The organism is Nesterenkonia sp. HG001 (assembly GCF_034438835.1).
Lineage (GTDB): Bacteria > Actinomycetota > Actinomycetes > Actinomycetales > Micrococcaceae > Nesterenkonia > Nesterenkonia xinjiangensis.
This window is the reverse complement of record NZ_JAOSZD010000012.1, coordinates 1-22,204: the sequence shown is the minus strand read 5'-3', so window position 1 is coordinate 22,204 and position 22,204 is coordinate 1. Positions and strand designations below refer to the sequence as shown.

Annotated in this window: 19 protein-coding genes, 3 tRNA genes and 1 pseudogene; 9 read left to right on the top strand and 14 right to left on the bottom strand. The window is 69.2% G+C overall.

All coding sequences use genetic code 11. The features are described 5' to 3' along the window. The first annotated feature begins 51 nt into the window (after window positions 1-51). Window positions 52-1,326, top strand: coding sequence for a MalY/PatB family protein (locus ODE13_RS15950; RefSeq protein ID WP_322480148.1), 1,275 nt, complete (start codon window positions 52-54; stop codon window positions 1,324-1,326). Window positions 1,327-1,455: 129 nt separating this feature from the next. Here ODE13_RS15950 and ODE13_RS15945 read toward each other — a convergent pair whose 3' ends face one another. Beyond that, window positions 1,456-2,391 carry an endonuclease domain-containing protein gene (locus tag ODE13_RS15945; protein ID WP_322480147.1) on the bottom strand — a complete coding sequence of 312 codons (936 nt, stop codon included), beginning with the start codon at window positions 2,389-2,391 and terminating at the stop codon, window positions 1,456-1,458. Between the two features lie 135 nt (window positions 2,392-2,526). Beyond that, window positions 2,527-4,038 carry a SulP family inorganic anion transporter gene (locus ODE13_RS15940; RefSeq protein WP_322480146.1) on the bottom strand — a complete coding sequence of 504 codons (1,512 nt, stop codon included), beginning with the start codon at window positions 4,036-4,038 and terminating at the stop codon, window positions 2,527-2,529. 259 nt (window positions 4,039-4,297) lie between these two features. Here ODE13_RS15940 and ODE13_RS15935 point away from each other — a divergent pair, with 259 nt between their 5' ends. Beyond that, window positions 4,298-4,648, top strand: a complete 351-nt coding sequence (locus ODE13_RS15935) for a MerR family transcriptional regulator (protein ID WP_322480145.1) — start codon at window positions 4,298-4,300, stop codon at window positions 4,646-4,648. Between the two features lie 130 nt (window positions 4,649-4,778). On the opposite strand, the gene ODE13_RS15930 is transcribed toward ODE13_RS15935, so the two are convergent. After that, complete coding sequence (locus ODE13_RS15930) at window positions 4,779-5,729, bottom strand: GAP family protein (protein ID WP_322480144.1); 951 nt, start codon at window positions 5,727-5,729, stop codon at window positions 4,779-4,781. 129 nt (window positions 5,730-5,858) lie between these two features. Here ODE13_RS15930 and ODE13_RS15925 point away from each other — a divergent pair, with 129 nt between their 5' ends. Together ODE13_RS15925 and ODE13_RS15920 are read left to right on the top strand one after the other, a co-directional pair. Further along, window positions 5,859-7,256: a sensor histidine kinase gene (locus ODE13_RS15925; protein WP_322480143.1), complete on the top strand. Its 1,398-nt coding sequence runs from the start codon at window positions 5,859-5,861 to the stop codon at window positions 7,254-7,256. Beyond that, window positions 7,240-7,998 (top strand): response regulator transcription factor, encoded by a 759-nt coding sequence (locus ODE13_RS15920; RefSeq protein WP_322480142.1) that lies wholly within the window; start codon window positions 7,240-7,242, stop codon window positions 7,996-7,998. Before ODE13_RS15925 ends, ODE13_RS15920 begins: the two co-directional genes overlap by 17 nt. A gap of 64 nt (window positions 7,999-8,062) precedes the next feature. Here ODE13_RS15920 and ODE13_RS15915 read toward each other — a convergent pair whose 3' ends face one another. Further along, window positions 8,063-9,442: an FAD-dependent oxidoreductase gene (locus tag ODE13_RS15915; protein ID WP_322480141.1), complete on the bottom strand. Its 1,380-nt coding sequence runs from the start codon at window positions 9,440-9,442 to the stop codon at window positions 8,063-8,065. A 144-nt stretch (window positions 9,443-9,586) separates the two neighbouring features. On the opposite strand from ODE13_RS15915, the gene ODE13_RS15910 reads away from it, so the two are divergent. Continuing rightward, window positions 9,587-9,940: a metalloregulator ArsR/SmtB family transcription factor gene (locus ODE13_RS15910; protein ID WP_322480140.1), complete on the top strand. Its 354-nt coding sequence runs from the start codon at window positions 9,587-9,589 to the stop codon at window positions 9,938-9,940. A 98-nt stretch (window positions 9,941-10,038) separates the two neighbouring features. Here the strand turns inward: ODE13_RS15910 and ODE13_RS15905 are convergent, their stop codons facing one another. Beyond that, window positions 10,039-11,727, bottom strand: coding sequence for a dihydroxyacetone kinase subunit DhaK (locus ODE13_RS15905; protein ID WP_322480139.1), 1,689 nt, complete (start codon window positions 11,725-11,727; stop codon window positions 10,039-10,041). A gap of 112 nt (window positions 11,728-11,839) precedes the next feature. Next, window positions 11,840-12,436, bottom strand: a complete 597-nt coding sequence (gene pyrE, locus ODE13_RS15900; protein WP_322480138.1) for an orotate phosphoribosyltransferase — start codon at window positions 12,434-12,436, stop codon at window positions 11,840-11,842. A 62-nt stretch (window positions 12,437-12,498) separates the two neighbouring features. Between pyrE and ODE13_RS15895 the strand changes: the two genes are divergently transcribed. After that, window positions 12,499-13,983 carry a potassium/proton antiporter gene (locus ODE13_RS15895; RefSeq protein ID WP_322480137.1) on the top strand — a complete coding sequence of 495 codons (1,485 nt, stop codon included), beginning with the start codon at window positions 12,499-12,501 and terminating at the stop codon, window positions 13,981-13,983. A gap of 3 nt (window positions 13,984-13,986) precedes the next feature. Here ODE13_RS15895 and ODE13_RS15890 read toward each other — a convergent pair whose 3' ends face one another. Next, the gene (locus tag ODE13_RS15890; protein WP_322480136.1) at window positions 13,987-14,940 is read right to left on the bottom strand and encodes an arsenic resistance protein; all 954 of its coding nucleotides are present in this window, start codon (window positions 14,938-14,940) and stop codon (window positions 13,987-13,989) included. 144 nt (window positions 14,941-15,084) lie between these two features. Here ODE13_RS15890 and nadE point away from each other — a divergent pair, with 144 nt between their 5' ends. Continuing rightward, the gene (gene nadE, locus ODE13_RS15885; RefSeq protein ID WP_322480135.1) at window positions 15,085-15,909 is read left to right on the top strand and encodes an ammonia-dependent NAD(+) synthetase; all 825 of its coding nucleotides are present in this window, start codon (window positions 15,085-15,087) and stop codon (window positions 15,907-15,909) included. A 52-nt stretch (window positions 15,910-15,961) separates the two neighbouring features. Next, window positions 15,962-16,765 (top strand): exodeoxyribonuclease III, encoded by an 804-nt coding sequence (locus ODE13_RS15880; protein ID WP_322480134.1) that lies wholly within the window; start codon window positions 15,962-15,964, stop codon window positions 16,763-16,765. A gap of 136 nt (window positions 16,766-16,901) precedes the next feature. Here ODE13_RS15880 and ODE13_RS15875 read toward each other — a convergent pair whose 3' ends face one another. Continuing rightward, entirely contained in the window at window positions 16,902-17,888 is a 987-nt protein-coding gene (locus tag ODE13_RS15875) for a DUF4282 domain-containing protein (protein ID WP_322480133.1), read from the bottom strand. 261 nt (window positions 17,889-18,149) lie between these two features. Between ODE13_RS15875 and ODE13_RS15870 the strand changes: the two genes are divergently transcribed. Continuing rightward, on the top strand, window positions 18,150-18,851 hold the full coding sequence (locus ODE13_RS15870; protein ID WP_322480132.1) for a hypothetical protein: 702 nt from the start codon (window positions 18,150-18,152) through the stop codon (window positions 18,849-18,851). Between the two features lie 113 nt (window positions 18,852-18,964). Here the strand turns inward: ODE13_RS15870 and ODE13_RS15865 are convergent. The 6 genes and pseudogenes from ODE13_RS15865 to ODE13_RS15840 form a co-directional block, all read right to left on the bottom strand. Beyond that, window positions 18,965-19,040, bottom strand: a tRNA-Phe gene (locus ODE13_RS15865). Window positions 19,041-19,086: 46 nt separating this feature from the next. Next, window positions 19,087-19,160, bottom strand: a tRNA-Asp gene (locus ODE13_RS15860). Between the two features lie 84 nt (window positions 19,161-19,244). Next, window positions 19,245-19,317: transfer RNA gene (locus tag ODE13_RS15855), tRNA-Glu, on the bottom strand. Window positions 19,318-19,444: 127 nt separating this feature from the next. Then, window positions 19,445-20,110, bottom strand: a complete 666-nt coding sequence (locus ODE13_RS15850) for a hypothetical protein (RefSeq protein ID WP_322480131.1) — start codon at window positions 20,108-20,110, stop codon at window positions 19,445-19,447. Window positions 20,111-20,198: 88 nt separating this feature from the next. Beyond that, window positions 20,199-21,881, bottom strand: coding sequence for an extracellular solute-binding protein (locus ODE13_RS15845; RefSeq protein WP_322480130.1), 1,683 nt, complete (start codon window positions 21,879-21,881; stop codon window positions 20,199-20,201). A gap of 81 nt (window positions 21,882-21,962) precedes the next feature. After that, a pseudogene (locus tag ODE13_RS15840) lies at window positions 21,963-22,204 on the bottom strand (carbohydrate ABC transporter permease); the annotation flags it as partial.

Genomic DNA, 22,204 nt, shown 5'->3' with positions numbered 1-22,204 from the left:
GGCTACCGGAGCCCCTCCCCCGCCCCCGAGCTGAGGCGTAGGCTCGGAGCCATGGTCGACAGCACGGACACCCCGCCCTCGACGGACTCCGCCCGCCCCATCTCCAACCCCTTGGAGCAGCTCAGCCTGGAAGCCCTGCGCGGCCGGCGCAGCGCCAAGTGGCGAGCTTTCGGCGACGAGGTCCTCCCCCTCTGGGTCGCCGAGATGGACGTCCCGCTCGCCGAGCCGATCGCAGAGGCCCTGCACGGGGCCATCACCCGTGGGGACACCGGTTACCCCGCCGGGCGCGCCTACGCGGAGGCGCTGGCCGGCTTCGCGGAACGACGCTGGGGCTGGACGGTCGACGTCGCACACACCAGCACGGTCCCGGATGTGATGCGCGGAGCCACCGAAGCGCTGAAGCTGGTCACCGGGCCCGGCGACCCCGTCGTCGTCGCCTCCCCGGTCTATCCCCCGTTCTTCCAGTACCCGAGCAACGCGGGACGCCGCGTGGTGCAGGTGCCTTTGACGCCGTCCGGGCGGTTGGACCTCGCGGCGCTGGAGGAGACCTTCGCCTCGGTCTCGCGGAGCTCACGCGCCCCAGCGTTCCTGCTGGCGAATCCGCACAACCCGACCGGGGCGGTGCACACCCGCACCGAGCTGGAGCAGCTCGCCGTGCTCTCAGACCGGCACGGGGTGCGGGTGATCGCCGATGAGATCCACGCCCCGCTGGTGCTGGGCGCCGCCGATCAGTCAGACGACGGCGGTTCCCGCACCGGGGACGCCACGTTCACCCCGTACCTGACCGTGGATCCACGCGGGATCAGCCTGATGTCCGCCTCGAAGGGTTGGAATCTGGCCGGCCTGAAGGCTGCGGTCATGATCGCCGGGCAGGACGCCGTCGAAGATCTCCGCAGACTTCCCGAGATCGTCACTCACGGGCCCAGCCACCTGGGCGTGCTCGCGCACACCCCCGCGTTCGAGGCAGGCGAACCGTGGCTGGACGCACTGCTGCAGGGCCTGCGGGCCAATCGTGAGCTCCTCAGCAGACTGCTGGACGAGCACCTCCCGCAGGTGCGCTGGACCGCCCCGCAGGGCACCTATCTGGCATGGCTGGACTTCCGTGGGACCGCGCTGCCTGGCCTTGCCGAGGACGTCCCGCGCCCCGGAGAGGAGACGCCGCTCTCCGGGCCGGCGCAGTTCATGCTCACCCACGCCGGCGTCGCGCTGACCGGCGGGGCCGCGTTCGGCGACGGCGGCGAGGGCCATGCACGGCTGAACATGGCCACGTCGCAGGCGATTCTCACGGCGGCAGTGGAGCGGATGGGACGGGCTACCCGCGGCTGACCTGCGCGCAGCTCGCCCACTCCCGCTCCGCCGCCCCCCCCTCATCCATTGGTCGATTCGAAGCGATTTCAGCGCTCCACAGCCCCCGAAATCGCTTCGAATCGACCTCCAGATGACCACTTCCCCCGCTCACCCGCCGGTCAGCCGCCGGTTCACGACCATCCGGATCTGCCCCACGGCGCGGTGGAAGTCGTCACGATGGTCCTCCACGTGGAACCGCAGGACGTCCCAGCCTCGGGAGAGGAAGGCGTTGTCCCGATGCTGGTCGGCCCGGTGCCGTTCAGGCGTGTAGTGCACCCCGCCGTCGTACTGGATGGCGATCATCAGCTCGGGGTATCCGAGGTCCGCGCACGGAGACCACCGGTCTGTGGGGTCAGCCGGCACCTGCAGGGCCGGCTCTGGAAGCCCGGCCTCCAGGATGGCCAGGCGCAGCCGCGTCTCCTGAACGGAGTCAGCACCCACACGCACCTGCTCCAGGGCGCGCAGACTCCGACGGCGGCCCGGGACACCGCGCGCATCATCGAGCAGGTCACGCAGCTCCTCCACGGTGGCGTGCGGCTCATCGCGCATCTCATAGTGGCGATATGGCCGGCGGACCAGGTGATCGCCGAGCATGACGAGCTGCCGGTCGGTGCACTGCGGCGCCAGGTCCAGCCACGTTCGGGCCGGGGAGCTCATCCGAATGCCCGGCCCCTGCAGGATGTCCCGCGGCCGGGCGCGGACGCGATGACCCAGCACCCCCCGGCGCCGCATCCGCACCGGCCCGGGCGCGGAGAGGTGCAGCTGCGGGTCGCCCTCGAGATGCCCCGGGAGCCAGAGGTCCTGCAACGTCGCGGCAGTCGTGTGGGAGAGCCAGGCCTGGGACGCGTCCTGCAGCAGCGCCTGCCCGGTCAGCCGCAGCCGCGCCTCGGGGCTGAGCCGCTCCGCCAGCTCTCGGTGCACGTACACGCCGGCGCCGAGGGAGACGACGTCGCGATGCTGCAGACGACTGCGCGGCAGGCCGAACGAAGCCGCCGTCGCGGTGGTGAAGGCCCGACTGCGGAGTTCACGAGGGATGGATGCCACCCCGTCAGTGTGCCCAGATCAGCGTCGCTCCGCTGTCGTTCTCCACAGGCTCGCATCCATCGGTCAATTCGGAGCGATTTCGGCGCTCTCCACGCCCCAAAATCCCTTCGAATCGACCTTTCGACGCAGCAGGTCCTATCCCTCCGACTCCAGCTTCCCTGCCAGGCGCTCACGCATCGCGGCGGACGCGTCGTTGAGCCCGAAGACCTCCACCGTCTTGCCGTACTGCTCGTACTTCGCGGTCACCGAGTCCAGGGCGGCGATCGTGGAGGCGTCCCACAGGTGAGACTGGCTCATGTCGATCCGCACCTGCGCGGGGTCCTCCACATAGGAGAACTGGTAGTAGAGGTCGTTGGAGGAGGCGAAGAAGAGCTCGCCGTCCACCACGTAGGTGGCCACCGTGTCCTCGCCCTCACCCTCCACCTGGCGGTGCACCGTGACGAAGTGCGCCACCCGGCGGGCGAAGAGCACCATGGCCATCAGCACGCCGGCACCCACGCCCAGGGCGAGGTTGTGGGTCCACACGGTGATCACCACGGTCACCAGCATCACGGTGGTCTCGGACTTCGGCATGGCCTTCAGCGTGGCCGGGCGGATGCTGTGCCAGTCGAAGGTCGCCCAGGACACGAAGATCATCACTGCCACCAGCGCGGCCATCGGGATGGTCGCGACGACGTCTCCCAGGGCCACGACCAGGATCAGCAGGAAGACGCCGGCCAGGAAGGTGGAGATCCGGGTGCGCGCCTGGGAGGCCTTCACGTTGATCATGGTCTGGCCGATCATCGCGCAGCCGCCCATGCCGCCGAAGAACCCGCTCACCAGGTTGGCCACACCCTGGCCCCAGCCCTCGCGGGTCTTGTCCGAGTGGGTGTCTGTGATGTCATCCACCAGCTTGGCGGTCATCAGCGACTCCAGCAGCCCCACGAAGGCCATCGCCAGCGCGAAGGGGAAGATGATCTGCAGGGTCTCGACGGTGAGGGGTACATCGGGGATGAACAGCTGCGGCAGGCTGTCCGGGAGGTCTCCCTTGTCTCCGACGGTCGGCACGTTCCAGGAGAACGCGACCGCCAGGACGGTCAGCACGACGATGGCCACCAGCGGGGCCGGCACCACGGTGGTGACCTTCGGCAGCCCGAAGACGATGAGCAGGCCGAGGATCGTCAGCGGGTAGACCAGCCAGGGCACCCCCAGCAGCTCGGGGACCTGGGAGCTGAAGATGAGGATCGCCAGCGCATTCACGAAGCCGATCATCACCGACCGGGGGATGAACCGCATGAGCTTGGCGACACCCACCAGCGAGAGTCCCACCTGCAGGACGCCGGCGAGGATGACGGTGGCGATGAAGTACTCCATGCCGTGCTCGGCCACCACCGGGGCGATCACCAGCGCGACGGCCCCCGTGGCCGCGGAGATCATGGCCGGGCGCCCACCCAGGAAGGCGATGGTCACCGCCATGGTGAAGGAGGCGAAGAGCCCGACCCGCGGGTCCACCCCGGCGATGATGGAGAAGGCGATGGCCTCCGGGATGAGCGCGAGGGCGACGACGAGCCCGGCGAGCACCTCGGTCTTGAGCAGCCGCGGCGAGCGCAGCGTCCGCCAGACCGACTGGCGCTCCTCCGGGGAGAGCGAGCCGGCGGTGTGAGACATAGACTGAGTCACCGAAAGTCCCTTCACGTGGTGATCTGCGAGTGAGTCCGAGACGGAGTGATCCGCCTGCTGGAGCACGATGAGGGCGCGCCGCTGACGCGCGGGCGCACCGAATCATGGCCCACCACCGCGGGGGCCACGCACGACACTACCCTGACGCCACGTGAGGGTTGGACTGGAAGATGGACGGAGACGACATCCGATGAATGATCACAGCACCCCGCACAAAAAAGCTTCCAGCCCAGCAGAAAATATCACTATGCACATCGGAGAATTGGCCGAGAGAACCGGGCTCTCGCATCGCACCATCCGCCATTACGACGACGTCGGCCTCCTGCCGGCGACCCGCACCGAAGGCGGCTTCCGGGTCTACACGGCCACCGACTGCGAGCGCCTGCTGGCGATCCGCTCCCTCAAGCCCATGGGCTACTCCTTGGAGGAGATCACCCATGTGCTGGAGGCGATCGACGCCGTCACCGCCTCACCCGAGGACGCCGCAGCACGCGCGGGTCTCGCCGCGCTCCAGGAGGAGCTGACCGCCCGCCGGGAGAAGCTGGCGCGGAATCTCCGCCAGGCCGATGAGCTCCTGGAGTCCCTGCGCGACATCTGAGGGATTCCAGCCAGCCCTTCCCTCACATATCGGCCTGCTCCTCGAACCGGCGTCACCAGCCTGTCCGGCCCTCGCGAGCGGAGAGCTCGCGGCGAGCGCTTACCTGCCGGGGTGAGGAAAATCACAGGAATCAGAGGGCGTTGAGCGCGTTGAGGAGCAGCAGCACTCCAGCGATCCCCACGACCCAGGAGACCATCCCGGCGGCGTGACGGCTCAGCCACGCATCCAGCCGCTCCAGCGGCCGCTGCACAGCCCGGCGCGCCAGGACCCGCCCGGCCAGCAGCACCAGGGCGGGGAGGATCATCACCAGGCAGTAGAAGCCGATCATCGCCGTCGACGCCGGCCATTCGGGCCCGACCGCGGCGACCATACCGATGCCGGCCAGATAGGGCAGCACGGTCCCGATCTCCAGCAGCACCGCCAGCAGCGCCAAGCCCATAAGTGCCGCGACCCCGGCCGGTCGCGCCGCGGTCCTCGCCCCAGGGACCGAACCGGCTGAGGACGCGCCCGGTCCGCCGCCCGCGGCGCGGATCTGCACACTCGCCTCCACCCTGTCCCCCGACCCTCTGTCCCCCGACCCTCTGTCACCTGGCCCTGCGGCCTCGGTGCCGAGCACACGAGCCCTCCACCGGGTCACACGCCCCGTGGAGCCGCTCTGCGCCTCACGACGCGCCTTCCGCTCCCTCCCGGCCTTCGTCATCGGGTCGAGATGGAAGCTGTAGGCCAGCAGTCCTGCGCCGAGCAGCGCCTGCCCGAGGAGGAACGCCCGGGTGTCCCGCACCTCGGCGAACCAGTCCACGAGCCCCTCGCCGAAGAACGTCAGACTGGCCAGCAGCACCAGCCCGATAGCCGCGTAGCCGACGGCGACCGTACCCAGATAGGCCAGCACCCGGCCACCACGCAGCCGCCCGGGGGCCATGAGCAGCCAGACTGGGATCAGCAAGGTCCCGAACGTGGTGGAGTCGATCAGCGCGAGCACCGCCAGGATCCCCCACAGCGCCCCGGGGCCACCGGCCTCCAACCCTGCGGTGAGCTGATCCACGGACTGCACCCCCGTGGCCAGGATCATCGTGATCGTCATGCTCCGCATCCTGCCCTCCGGCCTGGCTCCCCGCATCGGGCGAAAGTCTGATCTTGGCCCGCAGTGCGGCCCCGCCGTCTCCCTCTTCGGAGGGAGGCAGGCCGCGTCGGGCTGTGGTGGGATGTCATCATGGACCACGCATCTGGCACCGTGCCGCCGCGTCGCCCGTGGCGGGAGACGCTGCAGAACCTGCTGGTGGGGCGAGAGCACCTGCAGACCTGGATGACGCTGCTGATCGCGCTGGTGCTGCTGGTCGCGCAGTGGACCGACCTGCTGCCCACCCCCTGGCTCGGCGCGCTGGGCCTGACCCCGCCCGGCTGGTGGCATCTGATCCCCCTGGCGGTGATCGCCGTCGCGATGCTGGTCAAGCGCACCCGCCCGCTGACCGCTCTGCTCATCGGTGGAGCCTGCGTGACGGCGGACCTGGCCATCGGCGGCAGCGCCGGCATCTGGTTCTGCCTGATGGATCTGATCTACTACCTGGGGCTGCGCGGAGACCGGCGCACTCTGGCCTGGCTGACCGGTGTCTTCACCGCCGCGGTGGTCGCCGCCGCGGCCGCGCTGCTCCTCCTCGGAGCCGACCTCCGGAACGTGATCTCCGTGGTGCTGCTGCTCGGCAGCGTCCTGCTGCTGCCGCTCTGGTGGTCCGTGGAGGTCCGCCGCGGCTACCCGCTGGGCCCCATGGACGTGGAGCGTGACCGCCTGGACGCTGAGCGGCACGCTGTGCTGGTGCGCCTCCACGAGCTGGACCGGCGTCGCGCGGTGACCGCCGAACGCCAACGGATGGCCCGGGAGCTCCACGACGTGATCTCCTCCCACGTCTCGGCGATCGCCCTGCATTCCGGAGCAGCCCTGACGGCCGCACCGGATTCATCCCGCGACCGCCGGACCCTGGAGGAGGTGCGCCGCACCAGCGTCACCGCGCTGGAGGACCTGCGCGCCATGGTGAGCCTGCTGCGCGGACAGGAAGGAGCCGACGACGACGGCGCCGGCCCGTGGGGCGCGCGCCGCGGAGCAGGTAGCCCGGCCGAGGAGCTGCTGGCGCCGCCCTCGGTGGAGGAGGTGCTGGCCTCGGCGGCACGCCACGGCCTGCGTCTGGAGGTGAGCGGTCACGCCCCGCGGGCGGGCGATGAATCCGGGGAGGCGACGGGCCGCTCCGTGTGCGGCGTGGTGGCCCGAGTCCTGCAGGAGGCGCTGACCAACGCCGCCGCCCATGGGGATGGCACCGCCCGGGTGGACTTCTCCCGTTCGGGCGCACATCTGCGCCTGCGGGTGATCAATGGGCTGCGGAGGGCCGACCAGGACCCCGACCGGGGCCCCAACCAGGGGCCGTCCCAGGGCCTCGGCGGCAGGAGACTTCCGTCGTCGTCGACGCTGTGTGCGCTGGCCACCGGCACCGGCCTGATCTCCATGCAGGAGCGGGTCGTCCAGGCCGGCGGCACGCTGCACTCCGCCCGCGACGGGGATCAGTGGGTGCTGACCGCAGAACTTCCGCATGTGGAAGGAGGGGATGATGGGCGCCGCTGAGCCGACTCGGCCGCTCCGGGTGGTCCTCGTCGATGACCATGCCAGCATCCGGGCAGGCCTGCGCCTGCTGCTGGACACCGCAGACGACATCGAGGTGATCGGCGAGGCCGCCGACGGTGCCGCAGCGGTGCGGCAGGTGCAGGCGCTGCGCCCGGATGTGGTGATCATGGACGCCCGCATGCCCGGCACCGATGGGATCAGCGCCACCCGGCAGATCGTGGGCGCCGGAGCCTGCGAGGTGCTGATGCTGACCACCTTCGACCTGGACGAGGTCGTCTTCGGAGCGCTGCGTGCCGGGGCGGCGGGGTTCCTGCTGAAGTCCGCCGAGCCGCGCGAGCTGCTGGAGGCGATCCGCCGGGTGGGCGCCGGGGACGGCGTCGTCGCCCCTGAGGTGACACGCAAGCTGCTGCGCGCCTTCGCCGACACAGGAGATGACTCCAGAGGTGACCCACGAGGTGACGCCGGCGCTGGCGGACACGGCCCGACAGGGCCGAGCGCCGGCCCCGGGCGCGCGACACTGCCGGCCCTTGGTTCACAGCCCCTGGCGGAGGTGCTCACCCCGCGTGAGATCGACGTCCTGGGGGCGCTGGGCCGGGGACTGTCGAACGCGCAGATCGCCGAAGAGCTGGTGATCAGCCTGGCGACCGTGAAGACGCACGTCTCCAGCGTGCTCGCGAAGCTGCATCTGAACTCCCGGATGCAGGCGGCGATCCTCGCTCGGGAGGCGGGCCTGGCCCAGTGAGCGCCCTCGGCTCATCGGGCCGCGCCCGTTCAGGCCCCGCCGCACCCGTTCACACCGCACCCGTTCACACCCCGGCGCGGCCGTGCTGCACCCCGGTGGGAACGCCGATCATCACCGGCTCCAGCTCCTCCACGGAGGCCGAGGTCGAACAGACTCCGGTCTCCGGCAGCGCGAGGTCCCGTGCGGCGGCGTCCGCACCGGCCAGGTGGGCGGCGATGGAACGCACCTGCTCATAGCCGGTGGCGAGCAGGAACGTGGGCGCCCGCCCATAGGACTTCATGCCCACCAGGAAGAACCCACCCTCGGGCTGAGCCAGCACCTCCGCCCCGTGCGCCGGGACTGTGCCGCAAGAGTGGATCTCGGGATCGATCAGCGGCGCGAGCCGGACCGGAGCCTCCACGGCGGGGTCGAGCTCCAGGCGCAGTTCGCGCAGCATCTCCAGCTCAGGACGGAAGCCGGTGGCGGTGACCAGAGAGTCCACGAGGAGCCTCCGCCCCGAGCCCTCCTCCCCCAGTTCGACGACGACGCCGGCGCTCTCCTCCGCTGCAGCGCCCTGAGCGGCGGCGCGCAGCGCATGCACGGGCGCACCCAGGTGCAGCTGGATCACGCCGCTCTCCACGGCGCGCTGGAGCCGGGTGCCGAGCATCCCGCGGGCTGGCAGCCCGTCGGCGTCGCGCCCGCCGTAGGTGCGGCTCGGGTCCTGCCCCCGGATGGCCCAGTGAACCTCGGTGCCGGGGTCCTGCCGGGCGAGCTGGGCGAGGTCCAGCAGCGTGTTGATCGCACTGTGACCGGCGCCGACCACCAGAGTGCGCCGCCCGGCGAAACGCTCTCGCTCCGTGCCGAGCACATCGGGCAGCGACCCGGTCAGATGCGGGATCACCGCGGGGTCCTGCTCGCCGAGGGCCGGCAGCCCGGCGGCCCCGGCGGGGTTCGGGGCACCCCAAGTGCCCGAGGCGTCGATCACGGCGCGGGCCCGGATCTCCACGAGCCGCGGCCCCTCGTCGGCCTGCTCCTGCACCCTGAGGAGGAACGGTGAGCTCTCCCTGCCTCGGGCGTGGGTCTTGTCGCGGGTGCCGCGGGTCACCGCCAGCACCCGAGCTCGGGTGCGCAGACGATCGCGGATCGCCGGAACCTGGGCCAACGGCTGCAGATAGTCCTCAACGAGCTCTCGGCCCCAGGGCAGGGCGGTGGGTCGGGGCGGCGCCCAGTCGGCGGCCTCGAGCAGTCGGGTGCAGGCGGCGTCGAGGTCATAGCGCCAGGGGGAGAACAGCCGGATGTGGCCCCATTGCCGGATCGCGGCACCGACGTCGTCACCGGCCTCCAGGATCAGCGGCTCGAGGCCGTGCTCCAGCAGATGGGCTGCGGCGGCGAGCCCCACGGGGCCGGCGCCGATGACCACGATCGGAAGGGCGGGGTCGGAGTGGACTGAGGTGCTGGCTGACATGTGATTTCCCCTGTCGGCAGGTGCTCTTCTCTGAGGTGCTCGTCGTCGGGAGAACCGAAACCCTGGACGCATAGATAAACTTCGATACGTGAGACTCTAGATCCATCCATCGAAATCCGTCAATACGTGAGCTACGATGAGTCCATGAGCACCACCACACCGGCCGAGGCCGCTTGCTGCCTTCCCACCCTCCAGGGCCCGCTGACCGCTGAAGAGGCCGAGCCGCTGGCCGCCGTCTTCAAAGCCGTCGCGGATCCGGTGCGGCTGCGGCTGCTCTCGATCATCGAACACACCGAGGACGGCGAGGCCTGCGTCTGCGACCTCACAGAACCGCTCGACCTCTCCCAGCCCACCGTCTCCCACCACCTGAAGATCCTCGTGGACGCGGGGCTGCTCACCCGCACCAAGCGTGGCCGCTGGGCCTACTACGCGGTCCAGCGCCCCGCGCTCGACGAATTCGGCGCCCTTCTTCGCCGCCAGCGGGCGGCAGCCGCGTGAGCCCGGTGCAGGTGCGTCCGGCCGCAGCGCGGGATCTTCCGGCGTGCGGAGCGGTCCTGAGGCAGCGCCAGCTCTGACGCCTCGACGCCTCCCGGACCTCAGCTCAGCGAGTCAGCCAGCGCTCGCACCAGCTTCGCGACGGCGGCGGCCCCGGCATCCGGGGAGCCCTGGGTCGCAGAGTCCGGCACATAGGCGGCGCGACCGGCCCGGGCGGTGAGGGCCACCGTCGCCTCGGCCCCGGACTCGGCGGCTTCGGCCACCTGGGCAGGGACGACGGCGCCGTCACCCTCGGCGAGCGCCCGCTGCGCGGGGATCAGCGCATCGAGCATGGTGCGGTCGCCCTCGGCGGCGCCGCCGTGGTGCTGCACCGCCTCGATGCCGGACTGCAGGGCAGAGGACCAGTCGGAGCGGGCCTCACCCTCTGCACCGTCGAGTGCCCGCCCTGCCGCCGTGGAGAGGATGGCCAGCAGCACCCCGGAGGACCCGCCCATCGCGGTCTCCAGGGTGCGGGCGATCCTGCGCATCGCGGCCGCGGGGTCTGCGAAGCCCAGCTGCCCGGACTCCACCAGCTCCCGCACCGCCCGTGCTCCGGCGGCGAAGGTGGTGCCGGCGTCGGCGTCCCCTGCGGCGCGGTCCAGGTCGTCGAGCTCCGTCTGCGCGGACTCCAGGGCACGGCAGGCGGCGACCACCGCGTCCTCCAGCCCTCTGTCCGCGGTGCGCTCCAGCGCCTCGGCACTGTCGGGGACCACCGGCAGGGCGCCGGTCGCGGTACCTGCTCCCTCCACCGACTGCGGGGCCTGCGGTCGGCTCGGCGGCACCCAGCCCGGTGCCGACGTCGGCGCGTCCAGCGCGGCGATGAGCTCCTCACTGGCCGGCGCCAGCGTCACGGAGAAACCATGCATGTCCAGGGAGGTCATCAGCCGGGCGGGGCCGATGAACCGGGTGACGGTGTCCCGGCCGAGCCGGTCCAGCAGCTCGTGGGTCAGCACCAGGCCCTCCTGCGGGGAGCAGCCGCCGAGGTCGTTGAGCATGGCGACCACACCGGCCTGGCCGGCACCACGGATGACCTCGTCGGCGTCCAGGGCGTCGAGGACCTGCTGCGCGGCCCCGGCGGCGCCGTCGACGACGACCTCCCGCGCTCCCGGCTCGTTGTGGATCCCCAGGCCCAGCTCAGCACCCCGGCTGGACTGCACGTCCTCCCCAGGCAGGTTCGCGGGAGTCTTCGCCAGGCCGATGGTGCGCAGACTCTCCGCCGTGCGCTGGGCGGCGTCGGCGACTTCCGACAACGGCGCCCCGGAGACCGCCCGATGCCCGGCGACCTTGTGCACCAGCACGGTGCCGGCCAGTCCGCGCGGCTGGTCAAGGTCCGGCAGGGCGACGTCGTCGGCCACCAGCACGGTGCGCACGTCCAGGCCCTCTTCGCGGGCGCGCTCGGCGGCCAGCCCGAAGTTCAGCCGGTCGCCGGTGTAGTTCTTGATGATCAGCAGGCAGCCGGCTGTCCCGGTGACCGCGCGAATCGCCTCCAGCACCGCACTGACCGGCGGGGAGGCGAAGAGCGAGCCGGGCACCGCGGCGGTGAGCATCCCCTCGCCGAGGAACCCGGCGTGGGCGGGCTCATGCCCGGAGCCGCCGCCGCTGATCACCGCGACGCCGGCCTGCGGGTCATGCCCACGGCGGACGAGCACGGCAGTGCCGTCCGAGGTGTCCAGCCGATCCACGGCGGCAGTGGACAGCAGGCCGGAAAGCATGTCCGGCACCAGCTGCGCGCGAGAGTTGTAGAAGGCCACGGTCTTCCTCCATCCAGAGTGGTCCGTCAGTGCTTCACCCACCGCGGGTCCGGGACCCGCGGCCGCTACCGGCGGACTGTGGCCCGGTCGCCGTCGGGAGAAGAGGAGAAGGTCAGTCGAGTCCGAGGTCGGACTTGGAGTAGGCGTAGAGGTAGGGCACCCCGGCGGTGTCCTCGATGTGTTCGCGGGCACCGGTGTCCCGGTCCACGATGACCGCCACGGCCTGCACCAGGCCCCCGGCGTTGCGCACCGCCTCCACCGCGGTGAGCGCGGAGCCTCCGGTGGTGGAGGTGTCCTCGAGCACCACGACCTTGCGGCCCTCCACGCCGGGCCCCTCCACCTGGCGGCCCATGCCGTAGGACTTCTGCTGCTTGCGGACCACGTAGGAGTCCACGGCGCGGCCCTGATCGTGGGCGGCGTGCATGATGGCCGAGCCCACCGGGTCGGCACCCATGGTGAGGCCGCCGGCGGCCACATAGTCGATGCCGGCATCGTCGAGCAGGCGCATCATCACCCGGCCCACCAGGCGGGAGGCCTCGTGGTGAAGGGTGACGCGGCGCAGGTCGATGTAGTAGTCGGCCTCATTGCCGGAGGAGAGGGTCACTTTTCCGCGGACGACGGCGAGCTCGCTGATGAGCTGCTTCAGCCGCCGGCGCTCGGCGCTGGGAGTGGAGACATCCATGCTGCTGCCGGTGGTGGTCGAGATCATGGGGCCATCCTACTGGTGACGCGCCCGCCCGGCCCCGCGTCCCGTCTGAAAGAATGGAGGCCATGGACCTCATCAACCTCTTCATGCTCGTGGCCCCCTTGGTGATGCTGGTAGCCATCGGCGGGGTGCGAGTAGGAACGAGGTTGGGACTGCCTGCGCTGCTGCTGTTCCTGCTGGTCGGGATCATCCTGGGCGAATCGGGCTTCGGCTTCGAATTCGACGACGCCGTCATCGCCCAGGGGCTCGGCTACGCGGCGCTGACACTGATCCTCGCCGAAGGCGGGCTCAGCACGAAATGGGAGGACATCCGCCCCACCATCGGCCTGGCCGCCATGCTGGCCACGGTCGGCGTGCTGGTCACCATCGGGCTGATGACGGTCATCGGCCACTATGCGTTGGGACTGCCGCTGATCCTGGCGCTGCTCTTCGGCGCGGTCAACGCCGGCACGGACGCCGCTGCGGTGTTCTCCGTACTTCGCGGGATCCCGCTGCCCGCCAGGGTCCGTTCCACTCTGGAGGGCGAGTCCGGGCTCAACGACGCTCCGACCGTGCTGATCGTCGCGGCCGCCACTGCCGCCGCCGTCGGCGAACCCCAGCCCGGGGGCATCCCCGGGGTAGCGGTGCTGATCATGGCGCAGCTGGTCGGCGGCATCATGCTGGGCATCGCACTGGGTGCGCTGGGAGTCTTCGTACTCCGCCGGTTCGCGCTCCCGGCCGCCGGCCTCTACCCGATCGCCGCCTTGGCCTGGGCCGTGTTGGCCTATGGTGTGGCCACTCAGATCAGCGTCTCCGGATTCGCCGCCGTCTACATCTGTGCGATGTTCCTGGGCAACGGGCGGCTGCCTCACCGGCACGCGACCCAGGCCTTCGCCGAGGGCACCGGCTGGCTGGCCCAGATCGGACTGTTCGTCATGCTCGGCATGCTCGCCAGTCCCAGCAGGATCACCTGGGACATCATTCTGTTGGGGCTGGTGGCGGGCCTGTTCCTGACCTTCGTGGTGCGTCCGGTGGCCGTGGTGCTCTGCGCCGTGTGGTTCCGCATCCCCTGGCGGGAGCAGGCGTTCCTCTCCTGGGCGGGGCTGCGCGGCGCGGTCCCCATCATCCTCGCCACCGTGCCCATGGCCGCGCATCTGGACGATGCGGACAGGCTCTTCGACGTCGTCCTGGTGTTCGTGATCGCCTACACCGCCATCCAGGCACCGTCCCTGCCCTGGGTGGCGAGGAAGCTCGGGCTGGTGGACGACGGGGAGACCACGGCGGTGATCTTCGAACCGGCCCCTATGGACGAGCAGCGCGCCGACCTGTTCAAGGTCAAGCTCACCTCAGCGTCCCACCTCGCCGGAACCACGCTGGAGCTGCTGGATCTGCCGGACAACGCCGACATCTCTCTGGTGATCCGGGAGGACACCGTCTTCGTCCCCGACGGCGCGACGGTACTGCGTGCCCACGACGAGCTCCTCGTGGTCGCTCCGGCGGACCACAGGGAGGCCGTGGAGTCCTGCTTCCACAGGCACCTGGGCGGACCCGAGCACGGCGACGGTCGCTGACGGTCATCGATCGCTGCGCTGCCGCACGATCTGTGCCAGCACGGCGAGCACCGGAAGCTCGATCAGCGGCCCGATGACCAGAGCGAGCGCGATCAGCGGCCGATCCGGGAAGGCCCCCACGGCGATCCCCAGGGCCAGCGGCGAGTTCCTGGCCACGGTGACCATGGTCAGGGTGACACGCTGACCTCCCGGCAGGCGCAGCGCCAGGGCGACTCCGGTGGCGAGCAGCGGCAGCAGCACGAACCATATCGCCAGTGGCGGCAGGAGCAGCAGCAGCTCCGCGCCGCTCTGGGTGATCGTCTCAGCCTGCCAGGCGAACATGGCGAGCACCGCCAGGCACAGCAGCGGGATCTGCAGCCGGGAGGCCCAGATGTCGAGATGCTCTTCGCGCCACCGGCGCCCCCTGCTCCGCTCTGCGCCCCAGCGCAGACCGCATCCCAGTGTCAGGGGAATGACCAGGACGATCAGCACGGCTCCCACGAGGGCCGCAGGCTCGACGGCGGCCGCGTCCCCGCCCAGCAGGAGCACGTAGACCGGGAGCAGCAGCACCTGCAGGATGAGGTTGACGGGCAGCAGCGCGACGGCGATGCCGGTATGACCTCGGGCCATCGCGGTGAAGACCAGATACCAGTCGGTGCAGGGGGTGACCAGCAGGAGCAGCAGTCCAATCCGCAGGTCCGGCTGATCCCCGAGCAGCCCTGCACCGAGCCCCCAGGCCAGCGCCGGCGTGAAGAGGTAGTTCAGCACGAGGCTCGCGGCGACCATCGACCGTGCTTGGCGGACCTCATTGACATGTCCAAGGTCGATCTGGGTGAAGACCGCGGTCAGCATCACCAGCAGTGCGGGCAGCACGACGTGCTCGCCCAGGTGCCCGATCTCCGTGGCGGTGCCAAGCCCGAGGCCCAGCAGCGCGGCGCCGGCCACCAGCAGGCCCTGGAAGCGTTCAGCCCTGGTCATATGTCCCCTCTCAACACCCTCGGCGGCCCCGGCGGCCTGGCTCTCGTCCCGGGACCCAACCCTAATCTGCGCCCATGACACCGCCGAGACTTCCTCCTGGGCACGTCATATGCGCGTGACACAGGGATCGGTAGACTCGCTGCCATGCGTGAGCTGCAAAGTTCGATCATCGAAGAGATGGGCGTGAGCCCGGAGATCGACCCCGCGGAGGAGGTCGAGCGCCGGGTGGCGTTTCTCGCCGAGTACCTGCGCACCACCGGGGCGCGATCCCTGGTGCTGGGGATCTCCGGCGGAGTGGACTCCACTCTGGCCGGCAAGCTGGCCCAGCTGGCGGCAGAGAAGCTGCGATCCCAGGGCCATGAGGCGCGGTTCCACGCGGTCCGGCTCCCTCACGGGGTGCAGCATGACGAGGACGACGCCGCCTCGGCGGTGGACTTCATCGGCCCGGACCACGTGCACACCGTGAACATCGCCCAGGCGGTCGCCGGGCTGGATGCCGCTTACTCGGAGGCGCTGGGTCAGCCAATGGCCGACTATCACCGCGGAAACGTCAAGGCCCGCATCCGGATGACCGCCCAGTACGCGATCGCCGGAGAACACTCCGGGCTGGTGGTCGGCACCGATCACGCCGCAGAGTCCATCACCGGGTTCTTCACCAAGTATGGGGACGGCGGTGCGGACGTCCTCCCGCTGTTCACACTGAACAAGCGCCAGGTCCGGCAGCTGCTGCGGCATCTGGGCGCCGATGAGCTCCTATGGTCCAAGGCGCCCACCGCCGACCTGCTCGACGACAGCCCGGGGCAGCTGGACGAGGCCGAGCTGGGTATGAGCTACGCAGACATCGACGACTACCTGGAGGGCCGCGAGATCCCCGCGGACGCAGCCGAGCAGATCGAGCGTCGCTACCTGGCGACCCGCCACAAGCGCACCGTGCCGGTGACCATCCAGGACTCCTGGTGGAAGGGCTGAGGGTCGCCGGCCGCGCCCTCCTCGCGTCAGCCTCGGCTGATAGCGTTGCCCCGTGAGAATCGCGACCTGGAATGTGAACTCGATGCGGGCCCGGGCTGACCGGGTCGAAGCCTGGCTGGAGCGTACGGACGCAGACGTCCTCGCCATCCAGGAGACCAAGTGCAAGGATGAGAACTTCCCTTGGGAGGTCTTCGAGCACAACGGCTACGACGTCGCCCACTTCGGCCTCAACCAGTGGAACGGCGTGGCCATCGCCTCCCGCGTGGGGATGTCCGACGTAGAGCGGACTTTCCCGGACCAGCCCGTGTTCGGCAAGGGTGGCAAGGACCCCATCCAGGAGGCGCGGGCGATCGCCGCCACCTGCGACGGCGTCCGCATCTGGAGCCTCTACGTGCCCAACGGGCGCGCTCTGGAGGACGAGCACATGGCCTATAAGCTGGCCTGGCTGAAGCAGCTGCGCGAGCACGCCTCCGCCTGGCTCACCGATGACCCGCAGGCGCAGGTGGCGCTGATGGGTGACTGGAACATCGCCCCGCAGGACGACGACGTCTGGGACATCGACTATTTCCGGAACGAAGGTCTGACCCATGTCTCCGAGCCTGAGCGTGAGGCGTTCCGCGGCTTCCTCGAGGCCGGCTACGCCGACGTCGTCCGCCCACACGCCCCGGGCCCCGGCGTCTACACCTACTGGGATTACACCAAGCTGCGCTTCCCGAAGAAGGAGGGCATGCGCATCGACTTCGTGCTGGCCAGCCCGACGCTGGCCGAGCGTGTGGGCCACGCCTTCATCGACCGTGAGGAACGCAAGGGCAAGGGTGCCTCGGACCACGCCCCCGTGGTGGTCGACCTGGCCTGAACCGGGAACCCGCACCGGTCCCGGAGACTCCTGCAGACGACGACGGCGCCCGCTCCTCCTCACGGAGGGGCGGGCGCCGTCGTCGCGCGTGCCCTGTTGGCTGACTCAGCACTGGGCAGGTGTCGCCGAAGGGCTCTCAGGCGCGGTCTCTCAGCTCGCCGCGGAGCTCCTCGATCTCCACCCTGACTCCCGCGGTGCTCTGCGAGGTGCGGATCATCGCGATGAAGAATTCCAGGGTGATCCGGATGAGGATGAGGTAGATCGCTGCGGGGATCCAACCGAGCAGCAGCGCGAGCAGTCCGACCACCGGGTCAGCCACGAACCCGGAGATGACGGCGATGACCCATCCCAGCACCAGGAACGCCATCAGGATGATGTAGATGAACTTGGCGAACTTCACCGTCACAAAGCTCTGGAAGGTGAAGTCGAACAGTGCACTGATGAAGCTCTTGCCCTCCACCGAGTTGCCGGCGGGCGCATGCCCAGGGGCGCCGGCCTGCGGCTGCTGACCGTAGTGCTGCTGATACTGCTGCTCATACGGCTGACCATACGGCTGGCCTCCGTACTGCGGCCCGTAGTGCGCCTGCTGGGCGGCATAGGGATCCTGCTGATGACCGTAGCCGTAGGCCGGCTGAGCCGACCCGGCCGACTGAGCGGCCTGCTCCGGAGGTACCTGCTGTCCGTAGTAGCCCTGGTGCGGCTGCTCATAGGCTCCCTGGCTCTCGGGACCGGGCTGACCGTAGCCCTGCGGGTATCCAGGCTGGCCGGGCTGCTGCGCTTCATAGGAGCCCGGGGCGGGGTCATATCCGTGGCCAGGGCTGGGCTCCTGACTCGGGGCGCCGTAGTGACTCTGCTGCCCCGCATCCCAGCCCTGCTGCACCTCAGGCTGCTGCTGGTCGTACGGCAGGCCAGCCTCGGGCGCCGACGCCGCAGAGGTCCCGGAGACGGGCTCCGCCAGGGGGTCCGGGACCGGTTCCTGAGCGCCGGGGAACCCACTGTCGGGGTACGGCTGAGTCGGCTGGGCGTCTTCCTGCCCTGCTCCACCCTCGGGGGTCTCCTCCGCATTCTGCTCGGTGTACTCGTCGTCGGGGCCGGGGCCAGGGTGGCCGGGCTGCTGCGTCATGACGCCTCCTGAGGTCTGCGTTCCGTCCGTCACCTCTCAACCTATACGAGGCCATCGGCGCCAGTCGATCATCTGGACACACCGTGCTGACGCGCATCGGTGGTGAGTGGCACCCCGACCAAGGCAATGGGCGCCCTTCCTGAGGACTGGGCATGGTCAACCTCGATGGCACACCACCGTTCTCCGTGAGCTGGGTCACGCATACTGGGAGCATCGGGGCATCTCTGCGCACCGTGTGGGCGCTATCGAGGGAGAGACGCCATGAGGGGAACCACCATCACTGGGCTGGGCCTGGTAGGACTGCTCGCGCTCGCCGGATGTGGGGACGATACGGACCCGGTCACCGAGGCTGAGCAGGAACAGGAGGAGACCGCATCTGAAGCTGAGCCCGCAGTCGAGGAGGACGCGGAGGAAGTAGAGAGTGAGGCCGACGAGGATGTCGCGCCGAAGGGTCGCGACTTCTCCGATGACCCGATCCTGGAGGACCACGAATTCACGGGCCGCATGACAGGCGACGTGACAGCCCACCTGGGTGACCCGGTTGAGATTGACCAAGGCGTCTTCGAGGGCTTGGGCGATTACGTGGGCACAGTGACCATGACGGAGCTGGTGGCCGGCGACGGATGCTACACCTACGATGACGAGTCGGCAGACTCCCAAAACGGGTTCATCGTCTACGCCACCTTCCTGCTAGAGGCAGATGGGGAGGAGGAACTGGACTTCAATGATGGCGACTTCCGCTGGGGTGGCTCTGATGTGCAGATCGCCACCTCTGACACGTGGGAGTGTATGGACTACCTCAACGGGGCCACGGATTCGGTCCGCGTGGGCGAGTCCCGCGAGCGCATCTACGTATTTGACGTGCCGGAAGTGGACGGGACGTTGGTCTACGCGGGCGGGTCGCACTATGTGGATTGGGAGATTGAGCGGGACGACTTCGAGAACGCCGAGGGCATCCCCTAGGCCGAGCTTCGCGTCCCACGACCAACGGCTACAGGTTGGGCCACACCTAGCAGGCTCCGGCGGCTGCTCTCGGACCACACGAAGAAACCCCCGCCAGAAGCGGGGGTTTCCAGTGGTGGCTCCGACCGGCGTCGATCCGGTGACCTTTCGATTTTCAGTCGAACGCTCTACCAACTGAGCTACAGAGCCGGGCGCCATCACATGATGACTAGAACCCTCTTCCGAGAGCTTGGAGCGACCCAGACGGGACTTGAACCCGCGACCTCCACCGTGACAGGGTGGCGCGCTAACCAACTGCGCCACTGGGCCTTGCTGTTCAGCTGTTTGTGCCGCTTGGCACGGTTAGAAACTCTAGCAGAGCTTCTCACTCGGCTCCAAATCGAAGCTGAGCAGTACCCCCAACGGGATTCGAACCCGTGCCGCCGCCGTGAAAGGGCGGTGTCCTAGGCCGCTAGACGATGGGGGCGCGATCCCGTGAGGACACTGGAATTCTAGGCGCTCATGCTGACCTCCAGCAAATCACACCTCCCGCTTCCGCGCCACGGCGTGCGCAGAATCTGAGCGAACCGTCCGGCCCGCCCCGAGGCTGGCCCTCACCCACGGTTGACCACGAGGTCCTGCCGGACCTGCGCCAGCATCGGACCTACTGTGCGGGTCAACAGCCACAGCATCACTGAGGCCAGCAGCACCGCCACCCAGTCTGACCAGAGCACCACGATCGCCCCGACCACCAGGAACAGGCTCAGCACACCGAGCGCAGAGAGCGGCGCGGAGGCCAGCCCGTACATCACCACGCGAAACAGGTCCCGGGTCCGGAAGTCAAAGGTCGCGATGACCACCAGCGTGGCCACTCCAGCGACGACGACGGCCCCGGCCAGCACTGCCCCGCCGAGCAGGAAGGACGCCGGCACCTGAGCGAAGGCGGCGTTGAAGGAGGCCAGGGTCGCGAACCCGACCACCGGCGTCCAGACAGCCAGGGTCTGACGGAAGCTCTCGACCCAGCCCTTCCAGTACCTCAGCCAGGGGATCAGGTCATGATCTCCTCGCCAGGCATAAACCCCCGCAGTGATCGCCGGGCCGAAGAACAGCGCGAACAGCCCGTAGAGCGGGATGTTGCTCGGCTCCTGGTCCAGCAGCAGGATCCCCAGCAGCGCCGGCAGCGTGGCCAGCACGAAGGCCACCTCGATGACGAGCAATCGGTAGACGAAGTTCGTGACCCGCGTCAGCGGGCCCTCCCGCTCCTCGCCCGACGCGCTCATGACGCACCTCCGCGTCCCAGAGCGGCCGTGATGGCCAGCTCCGGGACGCCGACGAGGCAACCTGCGGGACGCAGACCTAGGAACGATGTCACTCGTCGATCTCCTCCTCGATGCCGTCGATCGCCTCCTGTGCCCGCTGGTAGGCCTCGTTCTGAAGCTCCACGAAGTCGCCCAGGCCCTGCGCCTCCAACTCGGCCACGTAGGCGTCCCAGTCGTCGAGGTCCCGCTGGCCCAGGATGAACTGGGCAGTCGCGGTGTCCACCGAGTCACTCAGCGCGTTCTCTGTCAGTGAGGCTTGCTCACGCTCCAGCTCGTCCAGCGGCCGGGCAGGGGGCACCGGCAGGATCTCCTTGTCCTCCATGGACTCACGGAAATCGACGACCTCGTCCCGCAACATCGACTGCACCAGGTCCGTGGTGGAGCCATGGGCCGGCATGAAGACGCCGTTGTGGAAGCCGTGGTCGACGTTCAGCTCTTCGCCGGCACCCGGGTTCAGGCCGTTGATGTCGATGTCATCAGCCAGAACACGTTCCTCACCATCGCGTTCGAAGGTCTCACCCTCGACTCCCCATTTGGCGAGCTCCAGCCCCTCATCGGAGTAGTAGAGCCAATCGATGAACTGCAGCAGCGCCACGAAGTGGTCTTGCTCGGCCGCCGAGGAGGAGATCACCAGGCCGGACTCCAGCTGGCCGCCGGCCACGCTGTCCCCTGACGGACCCGCCGGGACACGAATCATACGGATGTCCATGTCCTCATCGCCGACCTCCTCGATGGAGGTGCGGTAGGTCAGCAGCTCCTGATCGTTGGCGCCGATGACGGCTGACTGCCCGGAGGCGAACTTCTGGATCGCCTGGTCGTCATCCTGGACCATGGATTCGGAGTCCATCAGACCCTCGTCGACCAGCCCGTGGAAGTACTCGAGGAGTTCCCGATACTCGTCGGTGACGCCGGCGTAGATGAACTCGTCAGCGTCGTCGTCGAAGTACATCCCGTCACCGAATCCCCAACCGGCAGAGGTGCCGAAGTTCGGGGAGGCCAGGTTCAGTGTGGCCTGCAGTTCCCACCGGTCCGAGTACGGAACCATCTCCGGATATGCCTCCTGGACTCCCCGCAGCTGCTCGGCGAACTCCTCCCAGGTCTCCGGGTCCTCGTAGCCGAGCTCATCCCAGATGTCCCCGCGTACGGCCAGCGAGTACTGGTGCTGAGGCTGCTCGTGGATGCCCGGCAGGATGTAGAACCTGCCGTCCTCCTGGTAGAGCGCGTTGAAGTCCTCCTCCAGGTCCCAGGCCTCGATCTTCTCGGTGAGGTGCGGCATCTGGTCCAGGTAGTCGCTGACCGGCAGCAGCGCCCCACCGGCGATGAAGGGGGTCTCGTCGCCGGGATAGACGATCGGAATGAAGTCCGGGGCATCGCCGGCACCGATCACCAGCGAGCGGCGTTCCTCCCAGTCGGAGAGCGGGGCGTTCTCCGGGTTCAGCGTGACGTTGTGCTCCTCCTCCAGGTAGGTGAAGAACCGCCAGTCCGCCCGCAGCGGGTAGTTGGGGTGATCGCGATACAGCAGCGAGAAGTCCACCGGCTCGGAGGCCACGAAGGTGTCCCCAACGCCGTAGTCCTCCATGGCGCCCACGCCGACCTCGTCGAGGTCGACCTCAGCGCCGTCGTCGCCCTCGGCCGTGCCGCCGCAGGCGGAGAGGACCAGGGTCCCCGTCGCCAGCGCGGCCGTCACCGAGCACAGCCGACGTCGCTGTCCTGCTGAAGGTGTGGTGATCATGATGCGAGTGTTCCTTTCTGGTGGCGGCCGAGGCGTCGAGCCCAGGCCGTCGTCGGACAGATGCACGTCATGGAGCCGTGGCTACTGCTTGACGGAGCCGAGCATGATCCCGCGCACGAAATACTTCTGCAGAAACGGATACAGACAGATAATCGGCAACGTAGTCAGCAGCATCGTCACCGCCCGCACATTCGAGGCGATCTGAGTGGCCTCCGCAGCCTCACCACCCATCTGCTCAGTACCAGTAGCCCCAGCCAACAGATTCCGCAGATACACCGTCACCGGATACAACTCCCGCCGATCCAGATACAAAAACGCCTGAA

Excerpts from the sequence above, each read along its gene's own strand:
- ODE13_RS15940 (WP_322480146.1), bottom strand. The coding sequence starts at position 4,038 with ATGTCTCACACCGCCGGCTCGCTCTCCCCGGAGGAGCGCCAGTCGGTC.
- pyrE (WP_322480138.1), bottom strand. The coding sequence starts at position 12,436 with ATGATCTCGACCACCACCGGCAGCAGCATGGATGTCTCCACTCCCAGC.
- ODE13_RS15925 (WP_322480143.1), top strand. The coding sequence starts at position 5,859 with ATGGACCACGCATCTGGCACCGTGCCGCCGCGTCGCCCGTGGCGGGAG.
- ODE13_RS15845 (WP_322480130.1), bottom strand. The coding sequence starts at position 21,881 with ATGATCACCACACCTTCAGCAGGACAGCGACGTCGGCTGTGCTCGGTG.
- ODE13_RS15890 (WP_322480136.1), bottom strand. The coding sequence starts at position 14,940 with ATGACCAGGGCTGAACGCTTCCAGGGCCTGCTGGTGGCCGGCGCCGCG.
- ODE13_RS15930 (WP_322480144.1), bottom strand. The coding sequence starts at position 5,729 with ATGACGATCACGATGATCCTGGCCACGGGGGTGCAGTCCGTGGATCAG.
- ODE13_RS15850 (WP_322480131.1), bottom strand. The coding sequence starts at position 20,110 with ATGAGCGCGTCGGGCGAGGAGCGGGAGGGCCCGCTGACGCGGGTCACG.
- ODE13_RS15935 (WP_322480145.1), top strand. The coding sequence starts at position 4,298 with ATGCACATCGGAGAATTGGCCGAGAGAACCGGGCTCTCGCATCGCACC.
- ODE13_RS15875 (WP_322480133.1), bottom strand. The coding sequence starts at position 17,888 with ATGACGCAGCAGCCCGGCCACCCTGGCCCCGGCCCCGACGACGAGTAC.
- ODE13_RS15915 (WP_322480141.1), bottom strand. The coding sequence starts at position 9,442 with ATGTCAGCCAGCACCTCAGTCCACTCCGACCCCGCCCTTCCGATCGTG.
- ODE13_RS15920 (WP_322480142.1), top strand. The coding sequence starts at position 7,240 with ATGATGGGCGCCGCTGAGCCGACTCGGCCGCTCCGGGTGGTCCTCGTC.
- ODE13_RS15895 (WP_322480137.1), top strand. The coding sequence starts at position 12,499 with ATGGACCTCATCAACCTCTTCATGCTCGTGGCCCCCTTGGTGATGCTG.
- nadE (WP_322480135.1), top strand. The coding sequence starts at position 15,085 with ATGCGTGAGCTGCAAAGTTCGATCATCGAAGAGATGGGCGTGAGCCCG.
- ODE13_RS15870 (WP_322480132.1), top strand. The coding sequence starts at position 18,150 with ATGAGGGGAACCACCATCACTGGGCTGGGCCTGGTAGGACTGCTCGCG.
- ODE13_RS15910 (WP_322480140.1), top strand. The coding sequence starts at position 9,587 with ATGAGCACCACCACACCGGCCGAGGCCGCTTGCTGCCTTCCCACCCTC.
- ODE13_RS15950 (WP_322480148.1), top strand. The coding sequence starts at position 52 with ATGGTCGACAGCACGGACACCCCGCCCTCGACGGACTCCGCCCGCCCC.